Origin of the sequence: Thermosporothrix hazakensis (assembly GCF_003253565.1) — a bacterium.
In the GTDB taxonomy this organism is placed as follows: domain Bacteria; phylum Chloroflexota; class Ktedonobacteria; order Ktedonobacterales; family Ktedonobacteraceae; genus Thermosporothrix; species Thermosporothrix hazakensis.
In genome coordinates this window covers 106,535-119,291 of the sequence record NZ_QKUF01000016.1, presented here as the reverse complement: position 1 = coordinate 119,291, position 12,757 = coordinate 106,535, and the positions used below count along the sequence as shown (strand labels likewise).

Below are 12,757 nucleotides of genomic sequence, written 5' to 3'. Positions count from 1 at the left end.
CGCGGATACGTCTAATTGCAGTCTCATAGATCACTCCTGTACGGGGTTCTACTGGAGCAGCGATTGCGCCTGCTTGATACGCGGGTTGACCATCGCGGCCACCTTTCCCAGCGTGGTCTTAACATCAGCCCCCTTCAAGAATACCGGATCGAAGGCTGAGACAATATCCAGGCTCAGGCCGGGAGTTCCCATTTCAGAGGCAAAGGTTGCAAAACCTGTATTGCGAGCATCCAGCAAATGCTGCGCGTGAACAGGGTCATTTCCATCCAGTACAACCTGATCCGCTCCCTTCACCGACGGAACCGCGTCTCCGGCGTCTTTCAGGCGCAAGGTCTCGCCATCTTTAGAGACATAATTTGACAGGAATTTATAGGCCTCTGCCGGGTTCTTCGTTTTCTTGTTAAGCACGATATAGGCCAGAAAGATACCTGTAGGCCTGCTCTTTCCATCTGTACCGGGCATTGGCACAATGTCATAATCCAGTCCCTTTGCCCGCGCCCCCTTGAAGGTCGAGAGATAGTAACGCCCTGCGGACAAGAATCCAACCTGATTGGCTGTAAACATCAGGTCTTCGCTCTGATTCGAGGGGAGAGAAGACGCATAGGCAAACTTCTTCGCCCGGACATTCTCGGCCAGCCACTCAAAGGCCTCGACTGTCTTCGGGTCCTGATCGGCGATAAAGTCCCCGTAGCCATCCTTATCGTAGATCCTGCCGCCATTGTTGATCGCCCAGCTATAGTGATACAGCATTGAATCGCTGGCAAGGATATAGCCGCGCTTCTTGTTCGCCGTGATTTTATCGATCATCTGTTGAAATACATCTCTGGTCCACTTTCCCTGCTTATACAGCTCGGCGGGCATTTCGGTAATGCCGGCCTCCTGCAAGACCTTCTTGTTGTACCACAAGACGATCGGGTTACAATCTACAGGAATTCCGTAAATTTTCCCGCTGCGCGTTCTGGCCGCGCCCCACATGCCCGGGAAATAATCGCTCTCCTTGACCACGCTATCACTCTTCGCCAGAAGCGGTGTGAGTTCCTCGATCGTCTTATTTTGAATCAACTTGATGATATGCTCGTCTGCGGCGTAAAAGACATCAGGAGCAATACCGCCATTCAACTGAGTCAGAATCTTGGGCAAATAATCATCGTATGAGGGGATCGGGGCAAACTTGACATTCGCGTTATGGTCCCTGTTGTACCTGTCGGTGAACTCCTGAAGCCGTTTGGATGTTTTCGCTCCAGCCCAGGTTGACCATTTAATAGCGCCATTGCTATTCGCGTTCCCGCCTCCACAGGACTGTAAAAGCGTCCCGATACCGGCCAGTGACGCCCCCAGAGCAAGCGAATGAGAGAGGAATGTACGACGGTTAGCCTTTACCAGGGGAAGAGATGAGAGCCTGTCATTCATACCTGTGCTACTCCTTTCATGACATCTGCTCAGATGCAGGCAGCTTCGTTGTTGCCTTGTGTTTCAGATCTTCCTACAAAATTATGTGTAAAAACAGGCAGGCGAGGCAAATTGAGAAAATGACAACCTGATAAGTATTTGACATGATGTCATCCTGTAGAGCCAGGATCCTCCTCCCCTGCCGTTTCACCCCCACTATGTATCACAACTCTGTGAACCCACCCCGCTTTAACCCATAGCGTTAAGCAGGTAAGTTAATCGGTTAATTAACTTGTTACAAGTATATAACACAAGGATTTTGCAGTGTCAATACTTTCGGCAGCTCTTTTTTTCACCCGCGCTCATCTGGTAGCTGCTCTATTGACAGGCTGTACTCCCCTGCCTATACTAGAAGTCAGCCTGAACCGGCTCCGAACAGTATTACCGCAGGAGACAAACTTGACAACCATTTATGACGTGGCAAAGGCAGCAGGCGTTACAGCGGCCACTGTTTCATATGTCCTGTCCGGCAGAGGCTCGATCAGTCAGGCCACCCGGGAGAAGGTGTTAAAATGTGCTCACGAGCTGGGGTATCGCCCGAACCTGCTTGCACGCAGCCTGACCAAGCAGCAAACACGCACGATCGGGCTTGTCATTCCACATATTATCAACCCGTTCTATGCTGGCATTGCAGAAACAGTGGAACGCAATGCCTATACCCGTGGGTTCCGCACCGTCATCACCAATACCTATGAAGATGAGCGCCTCGGTCAGGAGCTTCTGGAGGATCTGGCTGCACGACGCGTCGATGGCATTATTGCGCTACCCGGCGGCCTCTCCCTTGCCGCAATTCAATCTATGCTCAAATCCGGGCTCCCGGTCATCTGTTGCCTGTGGGAAGAAGAGGGGCAGAACATCCCTTCAGGTGTTGGCCTGGACTTTAAGCGTGGCGGCCAGCTCGTTGCCAGACACCTGCTCGAACTGGGTCACAGGCGGCTCAGTATTATCGTTGATACCCGACCAGACGGCAGCCTGGATCATCATCTTCGCTTCTCCGGCTTCACGGAGACGTTACAGGATGCCGGTTGCCCGCTTGAACCACAATTCATTGCTCACGGCGATTCGTCGCTTGAAAGCGGCGAGGCAGCAGCACATCAATTGCTCACGCAGCCAGAGCGCCCGACAGCCCTTTTTGCCACAAATGACCTGATGGCAATGGGAGCGATCAGCGCTGCCTGGAAGCTTGGTCTTCATGTGCCACACGACCTCTCGGTTGTCGGCTTCGATAATATTGCCCTCTCCCCCTTCATGGCTCCACCGCTTACCACAGTCAATGTGGATCGCGACAGGCTTGTAACGCTGGCCCTGAATCTTTTACTCGGTCGGATCGAGGGGAAGCAGCTCGAAACGCCGCCGCTCCTTCTACCCGAAATGGTTATACGCTCCTCAACCGCAGCCCCTGCTCCAGAGCGCGGCCCTGCCTCGCCATAAGGGCCTCGCCTGCTCGTCGCCAGGCACCGAAGCCCTCTGTTTCGCCCTTTCAGGCCCATGTCCTTGCGGTATATACTCTCTGCTTTCTCGCTTGGCAGAAAATAGGCTAAAACGAATATACCTACGTCCGAAAAGATGAGCACGCAGCGACACGTCACCAACGATCATGCTTCTCGATGGATTCTCTATATAGTTGTAGTCGATCGGTGCATTACATATACATCTTGATCAAGCAACTGGGATCTCTTTTCATCGATAGATTCTGGACTCCCCATCGGAAAGGATTTCACATTCTATGGCTGCTTCCAGTACAGCCTTCTTTCTCCTTATTGCACTTGAGCAGTACCTTGAAGGGCAACATATCAAGCTCTGGCTTCTGGGGCAGATCTCCGGGCTGAGCTTTCCTGGCGGTCTCGCCATTCTCGAAGTATTGGGGCCCCCGACAGCGGGAGCATCTGAAAACGCCTGTATTGTTCAGCTCTTGAAAAACCAGGCACTTTCGGCACTTAGAGACATGTTGTACGTAAGGGCAGCGAGAACCAGAAGGAGGCCCCTTTGCCCTGCTCGCTCTCTACCCCAACAGCCCCTTGATGCCGCCGAATGAGCGATTGAGAGATGTAGAGACCCAGGCCCAGATTTGCACCCAGACGACTATGCGCTTTGGCATCAGCAGAGCGCTGAAAACGGCTCCAGATCTTCTGTTTCGCCTCTTCCGAAAGCCCGGGGCCACGATCATGCACCCAGACCCGCGCCTCGTCTCCAGCCGAGGTCACCTCCACAGTGACAGGCGCTCCAGCCGGCGAGTATTTGAGGGCATTGGTCACGTAGTTCCCGAGCACTTGAGCAACACGCATCCTATCTACGCAGACAGGAAGCGGCACCTCAGGCAGCAAGAGCGCAATGGTATGATCCAGAGCCGTCGCCCGCAGATCTTCGACTGTCTCCCGGACAATCTGACGCAGATCGGCGGGCATCATGGTCAGTTCCAGCTTGTCAACCGCGATGCGCGAGGCATCAAGCAGATCCTCAATCAGACGATCCTGCACGCGTGTCTGTCTGAGAGCCTGCTCAATTAAGAGACCCGTATTCTGCAACAGATCAACCACCCTCGGTCCGCACTCTTCTGGCTGGCAGACAAAGCGCTTGAGCCGCCGCTGTGCCAGTTGCAGCGTTCCTCCAATAGCAGTCAAGGGTGTCCGCAGTTCATGGCTGATGATCCCAAAGAAAACCTCTCTCTGCTTCTCGAGTTCTTTCTGCTCGGAAATATCTATTATGATCGCTGTATAATGCTTTGAGTGTTCCATGTAGGCGCCTGCCACCAATACCGGCACTCTATGCCCGAGTCTGTGATAATACTCTTTCTCATATGGTGATGAGACACCCATAGATCTTGCTTCTTCATGTCGCTCTCGATCCAATGCCTCATATTCCTTTGGCGTGATCTTCGCAAAGTTCAGCTTTCCGGTCCGCAATTCCTCCCGGGAGGCCCCGATCAGGGTAAGAAAGGCATCATTGGCATCGATAATATCGCTCTCTTCAGTACAGGAAGCCACGGCAACAAGGTTGGCATCCGCCAGACGGCGAAATGTCTCTTCCTGCTCCTTGTAGAGTGACTGTATCTCTTTCAAAGCGGTAATATTGTGATAGTAGACGGCCAGATGATCAGAAGCCGGGACAATATGGAGCTTCCACCACTGCTGAGCAGGTGCATAAAACATCTCATATTCGACAGGCTGCTGTGTCTCTCGGGCAAGCCGTAAAAAGCGCTCAGTTTCACTGCCACAGAGATGCGGCGTGACTTCCCAGATCGATTGACCCAGAAACATTTCGCGATGAACGCCAGCCAGCTTCTCCGTACCCCTGCTTATATAGCTATAGCGCCATTCATTATCAACGTGAATACAGCCATCGGCGACATGTTCCAGAATAGAGGTAATACGCCGATTCGCAGCCTGTAGCGCCTCCTCAATTTGTTTCTGTTCGGTAATGTCAAGCGTAATGCCAATCGCGTATAACGGGGTACCCTGTTGATCGGTCACAACGCTGCCGCGCGAAGCAACCCAGACTGTGCCCTCTTCAGGATCAAGCATACGATAGACGGCGTTGTAGTCGCTTCCCGTCTCAATTACCCGCTCAAAGGTTCGGCGAACAAGCGGACGATCATCAGGATGGATAAAAGTAAAAAACTGCTCATCAGTCAGAAGTGTATTTGAAGGCAGTTTAAGAAAGTGGGCAACGCGACTATTAATAATACCTCTGGCATACAGGCGGCCCTGTTTATCTCTAGAGATCTCCCAGCGCCAGACTCCGACGTCAATGGCTTTCTGCGCCCTTTGATAATACTCTTCAAGCAGTTGCTCCGCCTGCCGCTGTGCGGTCACATCATGATGCGTTTCCAGAACGAGAGATCGCTCTTCATGAGGAAGCAACCGGGCATGGCTCTCAACGATAACCTGTCTCCCATCTTTCGCCTTATGGAGTAATTCCGCTTCCCATATCTCCTTTTCTTGAAAAAGACGCCTTTCTCTTTCCATCGGTTCCCGGATAATTTGTTCCTGAAGGAGCTGGCGGACATCCTGTCCAAGCGCCTCCTGAGCCGTCCAGCCATAGAGCTCTTCTGCCTGCCTGCTCCAGAAAGAGAGATGGTAATGCGGATCATAGATCAAAACTGCATCCTGAATAACATCCAGTAGCGCAGGCTCGACTTGCACTAAATCTTTATGAAAACGCTCCCCCTGTTGCTGTCCGGATATATTGGTACTTGAAAGGAATTTATATTGCTCCACCTCGCATGCCCTTTCTACTCTAAGAGCAAACATAGAACGCCAGTTGATTCTCTCATATACTATCAACTAGCGTCAAGAGTAAATTTCTCTTTATAGTAGAGATAAAGTAAAGAAAAACGCATGTCTCTCGCCATAGAGCATTTCTCTTTATACTTCTTCTGAAGAAAGAGCACAGCGCTTCACACCAGTGCTCCGGCACAGCAGCGTTTCTTGCCCGTTCTACAGGCCAAAGGAGAGGATCGCGAAAGCGGGGAGTTCTAAAGGGGCTCCCCTGCAACAGGGAAGGGGAGAGAACCCGTTGCAGGAGAGAATAAGGCTTTTTGCTTCCTTCCAGGATCTCAGGCGATCTGGGCCGTGTTGTATACGTTCAACGCTTCGTTACCATAGTAGGGCGAGTACATATTATTGGAGGTAGCCCCATACTTGTAATCGTTATGGCCGTTGACATACCAGGTTCCGTTGACGTTAATCAACCAGCCGCCACCGCTGCAACCGCCAGTCATATTACAGGAGATGCCAATAGGCTGCGGGGTTCCTGAGTCATCGGCGATGCGCCCGGAAATGCACTGATACATCCGGTTCCCGTTAAAGGGAGAAGCGGCAGGGTAACCCAGCGCATACCAGGTCTGGGTGCGGGACAGATTGGCCCCGAATTGGACCCCGTTGACGGCCGCAACCAGAGTCTGCCCGTTCAGGGTATTTACAACAGCCGCACCATAGTCGCGATAGAGTGCGCCGGAGGAGAGCCAGACGCTATCAGCAAGAAGCCGACGGGCTGTCCAGCGCCCTTTCGGGCAGCTTCCATCGATGTACTGCGGACAGAAAGCCCAGTTGGTGTAATATCTGTTCTCACCACCAGCAGCAACGCAGTGGCCCGCCGTATCAACAGTACTCCCATTCTGACTTTGAACCGCAGTGCCGGAACAGACATAGTTGCTTCCGGTTCGAGGATCTGTGAAGAAGACCTTCCCAATCGTGGAATAGGGGAAAGTGCCGTATGAGCCAGTAGGAACAGCCGTTGCAGCCAGTATACCCGGTCTCGTTGAGACCGGCTGCTTCTTCTCAGGCAAAATGATATCCGCCGGTTTTGCGGTGCGCATTCGTTCGGGCGTCCAGTAGTCGGCAACAGCCTTCGGGTCCTGGGTCACCTCTTTCATACTGACACCTGATGTGCTCGTATTGGCAGCACGGGCAGTTGTCCCTACATCACTAAGTAAGAGGGCACAAACAAGGGCTAGCACGCCAGGAAAAAGCAGAAAACACCATCGTCTGGAGGAATTCCTTCTCATCGTCGAGAATCCTTTCTCTCATTGAATGAGAAATAGCTAGAGGACAGTATCAGTTGTATATGCATCCTGCGAAGTGAAAGGAAGAGAAGCAAAAAGCGAAACGTGCCACCGAGCTACTCCTTGCCGATATATCAGGTCCTTAGATATATCAGCTCTCGCTCGTCAATTACATCTATTTCACTTTCACAGGAAAGCATAGCATAAGGAAGCCAGATATTCCTTTATCCGGCTGAAAAGCGCCAGGCACCCTCTTCATCTCAGTATCAATACAACAACGATAATATGATAACATATATTTTTCTTTCTTTCAATATCTTTTCCCCTCTCTCCATTTTTTGATTCTTCTGCCCTTTTTTAAAGAGGAAACAGTGGTACAAGAGGGCGAATAAAGAATCATTGGCCCTTTGACTATCAATCAGGCATATTTTTTGCTCAACAATGATGACCGAGAGATCCAGGTCTGTGCAGTTTCTATGAATAACGCCGTCCTCGCCGAGACAGTTTCCCACGATTTGACACCCCATCCGATCTGCAAATATCGTGGAGGTCCAGTGAAAGAGCAACCAGACCATCTCACTTCTCAGGAAGCATTGTTCGAGGCAATACTGTTATCCCCAGTCCTTCTCGAACCATCGACAGAAGAGTACGACTATCTCCCACATGATAACGAATACGTGCTTCACCTCGCTTTGACGGCTTCCGGCCAACTACCCCCATACATTCGCAAGCCATTTTGGCAAGGTCAGGGGTTCTGTCTGGAGATCTTCTGCCATCACTTTTGCATAAAAAAAGAGAATTTTGCCCCCAGAGTGTGGGAAACGGTGCCTACCCGCGCCTTCGCCTTGCTGCTCCTCATCCAGATGTTCCCGCAGTTGGAGGTATCCGCTGCTCTGTGCAGGAAAGAATCGCTCGCAAACTTTGTTCAAGAAGGACAAGAATCTGTTCGCGTGGTATATCTTGATGCTCAAGCCATTGAAGACACACCTCCTGAAAAAAACTGATCCAGCTCTGAAGAGCAAGCCGTACCAGAGGATCTGCCTCATTGCTGCCCAGACTCTGGCAGAAGAACGTAAATTGGCGCTGTCGATAGTCTGTCAGCAGAGCCTCAGCCTCGGCATCTGAGCCGATCCCTCCACGAAAAACCATTCTTGCCATCACCTTCTATCCAAATTTCATCCTGGTCTTGATCCTGACCGGGTTGATTGGAATCTTTGTGGTTGGCTTCATCGTCACGCTGTATACCCTCTTGCAGGTCGAGGCTGAAGACCGGAGGTCGGGTTTTTCGGCACGCTCGAAACGGTTACAGCGCCGGCAACACTCATCAGCATGACACTGAGCAGCAGTTTCGGCGATAGTCTGGGAGCGGTTCCCTGGATGACCATCTCAGGAGTGCTGGCCTTGTTAGCAGGCATTGTCCCTGCTGCGGCAGGCTCGCATTGCCCCTTTAGAGAAGCAGGAAGCAGAGAAGGAAAGGGTATGACGTCACGCGAGCCAACGAGCCGCAGGCGGCCAATTCGGTGAAGCAAATATGATGCATCCCGCCCGTCCGCTTGCCTTCGCGATTGTCATGTTGGAACGTGAGATAGGCCTTCTTGCCGGGTTTCTTGAGGCAAGAGTTCTCATACAAGCAGGAGATGGCGGCCTGACGGGCCTGTGGGTTAAGACAAGCAGCAAAGGGGAAAGCTTTGACCAACACGGCACACTATCGCTGAAGATCGTTTTGGATATGCCTCGTTCATCCATCCAGAGACGCAGACACCTCTTATGAATGAATTGGGTGGCGCGGATGACTTCCTCAATGGCAGCACATTGTGCTTTTGAGGCAGCAAGCTTGCCTTCAGAGATCCGCATCCCTTGCACCTTTTCCGTCATCCTCTGTTATGTGAAATCATACCATCACCGCTCGGGCAGTCATGTGTTCTCTGCTGCTTTTTCTGCACGTGCCATACATCCCCTTGTCTAAAGACAGGGGTCTTCTGGCGCTTCCTGGTGAACTATCGCTGCCGTGTTGCGATCCTCGGCAACATCTCACAATATGTGGCTCAGAGCCGTGGATTCAGAGACTTCGTGTATGACACGAACAATGGCAATCAACTCTGGTTCGCTTCACATCTTTAAGAACTCGAAGAGCCCTTACAGCACCTTCAGAGGCACTGATGAAGCAAGGCCGTCGCTGTCCTGAAGCCCCTTCCGATTTCTACGACGGCTTGCCTTTCCCCGACCATGAAGAAGAGATTGTCAGGCTGTCAGGCATTGGCAAAAAGGCCTGTTTTTGATATTGCTCAAAGGAGCTCTATGTAGAGGCTACAAGCAGCCAGAAAGACCTTCTTTTCCGGAAGCTGTGCTACCAGCGTGACCTCAACATGTTCAATGCCTGAGCGTCGCTGTATAGCTCCTCTGCTCCCGCACGTCCGATAGTAGCTATCGAAACCTGCTGCAAGGCTTTCAGTTGCGTTTTGAGATCAAGGATCCGCTTTTCGATGCATTGCTGTGCCGTCACCGGAGTATCGACGCACCCAATAATAAAAAAGGCTTGACTCTCACGCTAACGGAAGGGTTATACTACCAACCAGAAGAAAGGAAAGGAAACTCATGTATCGTATAGGTCAGCTTGCAAAAGAAGCACAGGTCTCTATTCGAACTCTGCGCTACTACGATGAGCTAGGGTTACTCAAGCCTTCTATCGTTACAGAGAGTGGCTACCGTTACTACTCCGCTGAGGATACGGTCACACTCTATATTATTCTTGCCCTGAAACAATTAGGCTTCTCCTTGCTCCAGATTCGAGAAATGCTGACAGAGCACCCAAAGGAAGAGCGCTGGAAAACATCGCTGCATTACCAGTTACAGGCCGTCAAGGAAGAAAAACAACGCCTGCAACAATTGGAAGATGCTTTACAGGTCGCATTGAACGCGATTGAGATCAAGGAGAAGCTACAGGCTGAGGATCTTCGTCTCTTTCTCGAAGCGGCTCAAGCAGGCACACAGCAGCGGCAACAGTTTCGCGCCCGCCACTTTACTCCAACGGAACAGGCTATCCTGGCGAACTTGCCGGAACTGCACACCGACGATCCGAAAACCCAGACCTGGACACGTCTGCTACGAGAGGTTCGTGAACACATGCATGAACCTCCTGACTCGCCTGCCTCTCAACGACTGGCAGAAGAAATTGTCGCCTATGCTGATGAACTCTTTCAGGGAAACGAGGAACTGACCGGGAAATACTGGGAGTTGATTCGGCCACAGCCCGGACAACCTGCCCGGCTCTACGGCCTCGACGCCGAAACGATGACCTATATAGATGCTATTGTGGATTGGTATATAGCACAGACGGAGCACAACGAAAATGCTACAAACACAGAACGAAATGAAACCGAAAATTGCTAAGCAACGGGCTTCCTGGCTGATAGGAGGAATCGCGCTTCTGGTGATGAGTGTGGGCCTGTTATTTGCCTGTGGCTATCAGCAAATCTCGCCAAGTCGTGGGGATGGAACAGCTCCTATAAGCTTGCTCCCATACCTGCTGCTCATTGCGATACTGCTTGGGCTCATCCGCCTGCTTCCAGCCGGGCAAACCGGAGCGCTTGCCGAAGAGATGCGCCCACAGATGAAGAAGGGAACCTATCTGCTCATCGGCTATACGTTGGTCCTTCCCTGGCTCTTGCTGCTTGCCCAGATTCTCTGGGGTCAAGATGGTTACTTTTTCGCCAAAGTACTTTTGATCCTGGTATACTCTTGTGTTCTCTTCCTATCATCCAGACATAAGCCTTTAGAGAACGAGAAGTCTACCCGATCGCTCAGGCGATGGCTCATCCCTTGTATAGTCATTCTGGCGTATTGTTTGCTTACCAGTGGCGGCTTCTTCGCGATATCTGCTACCCGGATCCCTGGCCTTTCAAAAGAGACCTGGCTTGATTACCTGGTTCTATCCCTCGTCACCAATATTCTGACGGCAGGCATTGCTGAAGAGCTTCTCTACCGCAAGCTGCTCCAGACACGGCTCGAACTTCTCTTCGGTCACGGGAACGGGATCGCACTCGCAGCGTTTCTGTTTGCCTGGATGCATTTTCCAACTCGCTTTCAGTCTGCCTGGTTGGGGCAAACGGGACAACCACTGCTTGATGCTCTGCTCGCACTTGCGGCAGTAGTTAGCTTTCAAGGAGCAATGGGCGTGCTGTTCGGCTACTTCTGGTTCCGCTATCGCAATTTCTGGCTTTCTGCCCTTTTCCACACGTTGGCAAACGTCCTCCCATTCCTGCTGAGTCTGAAAGAAGTTATGCTGTAGCTAGCAGCCAGATTTGTAATACGCAAAGAGTAGCCTTTTTTGAAGGATAGCATCACGAAGCAGCCATCAGGCTCTATTATGTCTGAGGCTGCTTCTTCACAAGGGCGACGTTTTTAAAAGAGGCGCCGAGACTTCCTTCCACCATACAATTCAATAGAGTGCTCCCCTTCGGATATCCAGAATCATGCTCATGAGTTGCTGATTGTTGGAAGTGGACCGATCAGCCTTGCCTCTGCGCTCTTCCTGGCGCGTTATGGGCCTCGTCCGCTGCTATGATTGAGCAACCTTCCGGTGTCTCTCAATTCGCCCACGCACACGAGCGATTATCAAGACGCGCCAGAAGGTCCCTGTCTTCAGACATGGGGAGCGTCAAGGTACGCACGATGAGACAGGTCCGCTCGGTCGGGCTGGATAAGCGCACATGCAGTGCAGAAGGGAAAAGAGATCAAAGACGCTCGTCAAATGAAACGGGAAGAGCCCTCTCCTATCAAAATGGTGCATATGGTCGAAGATGATGAAGATATCAGATCAGCCCTCTCACTCATCTTGAAAGAGGTTTTCCCTATCGAGCTATGTTTACCTCTGATGGGTTTTAGACACTCAATTTCATTTGCCCGCAAGGTCACACACTCCAAGAATCCAGCAATATGTGCTCGGTTCCGCTATGTATATAGATTGCTTAAAACAACTTGTAAAAGATAGCTGAAAGAATATTTCAGTAACTTCGCTCAATTTCTTTGTCACCTTCCATATCATGCTCTTTTCTACTATACACTTTCTGCAAATACCCGTGTCAAGACACAAGCGAACAAATGAGTGGGAAAGGATGCAACAGCTCATATATCAGAAGGAGCGGAGTCTTCATCCCATTCATCTTCCATAGGTTCGATTGTGAGAATGTCAGCGAGCGCATCATCAGCTGCATGACGAACCGGCATACTGGGATCATTCCTCCTTAAAACCAGGAGGAGCTGCACCAGATGGTCCGGAATATGCCGGCGAATCTTTGCAAGTGCACGAACTGCGGCAAGACGAGTCTGCCAATGATGCCAGTGCAGGTACTCTTCTAACTTTGCAAAAGATGCGGGACCCGAAAGCCTCAGTCCACCGATCATTTGCGCAACAACGATAGAGGAAAGAGAACGAAAGATTTTCCCGGGTGGCTGGTGTTGGAGAATCGCGTGCGCCTCCGCATATATCTCTGACAATAACTCGGGCCTATGTCTCCGCACAACGTTCAGAGCCGCTTTACGTACAGAACCTGCTTCATCTCCAATAAGAGCGAGCAATGCTTCATCAGAAAGCATCGCGCTATGGTGTTCGATTTCTTCAACTGCAGCCCGTCTCACATCTGCATACTCATCTTCTAGCAGTGACAACAACGTCTCTACCTCTACCTTTGCTCCCACTGCCTTCACCACCGCTGCTCTCACATCCCCATCCTCATCCTTGAGGAGCGGCAATAACCTCTCTACCTCTACCCTCGCTCCCACTGCCTCCACCACTGCTGCTCTCAC

The 12,757-nt window shown here is 51.4% G+C and carries 10 protein-coding genes; 6 read left to right on the top strand and 4 right to left on the bottom strand.

Going from position 1 to position 12,757, the window contains the following annotated elements; all coding sequences use genetic code 11:
• Positions 1-48 precede the first annotated feature (48 nt).
• Positions 49-1,410 carry an ABC transporter substrate-binding protein gene (locus EI42_RS20035; protein ID WP_111324417.1) on the bottom strand — a complete coding sequence of 454 codons (1,362 nt, stop codon included), beginning with the start codon at positions 1,408-1,410 and terminating at the stop codon, positions 49-51.
• Between the two features lie 438 nt (positions 1,411-1,848).
• Here EI42_RS20035 and EI42_RS20030 point away from each other — a divergent pair, with 438 nt between their 5' ends.
• A complete protein-coding gene (locus EI42_RS20030) occupies positions 1,849-2,880 on the top strand; it encodes a LacI family DNA-binding transcriptional regulator (protein WP_170142771.1) in 1,032 nt (343 codons plus the stop codon).
• Positions 2,881-3,386: 506 nt separating this feature from the next.
• Here EI42_RS20030 and EI42_RS20025 read toward each other — a convergent pair.
• Together EI42_RS20025 and EI42_RS20020 are read right to left on the bottom strand one after the other, a co-directional pair.
• Positions 3,387-5,666, bottom strand: coding sequence for a PAS domain S-box protein (locus tag EI42_RS20025; protein WP_170142770.1), 2,280 nt, complete (start codon positions 5,664-5,666; stop codon positions 3,387-3,389).
• Between the two features lie 338 nt (positions 5,667-6,004).
• Positions 6,005-6,823, bottom strand: a complete 819-nt coding sequence (locus tag EI42_RS20020; RefSeq protein WP_111324414.1) for a trypsin-like serine peptidase — start codon at positions 6,821-6,823, stop codon at positions 6,005-6,007.
• 536 nt (positions 6,824-7,359) lie between these two features.
• Here EI42_RS20020 and EI42_RS32000 point away from each other — a divergent pair.
• The 5 genes from EI42_RS32000 (at position 7,360) to EI42_RS19990 (ending at position 11,240) form a co-directional block, all read left to right on the top strand.
• Positions 7,360-7,956, top strand: coding sequence for a hypothetical protein (locus tag EI42_RS32000; protein ID WP_137686440.1), 597 nt, complete (start codon positions 7,360-7,362; stop codon positions 7,954-7,956).
• A gap of 325 nt (positions 7,957-8,281) precedes the next feature.
• Positions 8,282-8,476, top strand: coding sequence for a hypothetical protein (locus EI42_RS33385; protein ID WP_211326270.1), 195 nt, complete (start codon positions 8,282-8,284; stop codon positions 8,474-8,476).
• A gap of 468 nt (positions 8,477-8,944) precedes the next feature.
• Positions 8,945-9,073 carry a DUF4180 domain-containing protein gene (locus EI42_RS34710; protein ID WP_211326269.1) on the top strand — a complete coding sequence of 43 codons (129 nt, stop codon included), beginning with the start codon at positions 8,945-8,947 and terminating at the stop codon, positions 9,071-9,073.
• Positions 9,074-9,547: 474 nt separating this feature from the next.
• Positions 9,548-10,342 carry a MerR family transcriptional regulator gene (locus EI42_RS19995; RefSeq protein WP_111324409.1) on the top strand — a complete coding sequence of 265 codons (795 nt, stop codon included), beginning with the start codon at positions 9,548-9,550 and terminating at the stop codon, positions 10,340-10,342.
• Positions 10,323-11,240 carry a CPBP family intramembrane glutamic endopeptidase gene (locus tag EI42_RS19990; RefSeq protein WP_211326268.1) on the top strand — a complete coding sequence of 306 codons (918 nt, stop codon included), beginning with the start codon at positions 10,323-10,325 and terminating at the stop codon, positions 11,238-11,240. Before EI42_RS19995 ends, EI42_RS19990 begins: the two co-directional genes overlap by 20 nt.
• A gap of 836 nt (positions 11,241-12,076) precedes the next feature.
• Here EI42_RS19990 and EI42_RS19985 read toward each other — a convergent pair.
• The coding region (locus EI42_RS19985) for a HEAT repeat domain-containing protein (RefSeq protein WP_211326267.1) at positions 12,077-12,757 on the bottom strand (681 nt) is incomplete at its 5' end.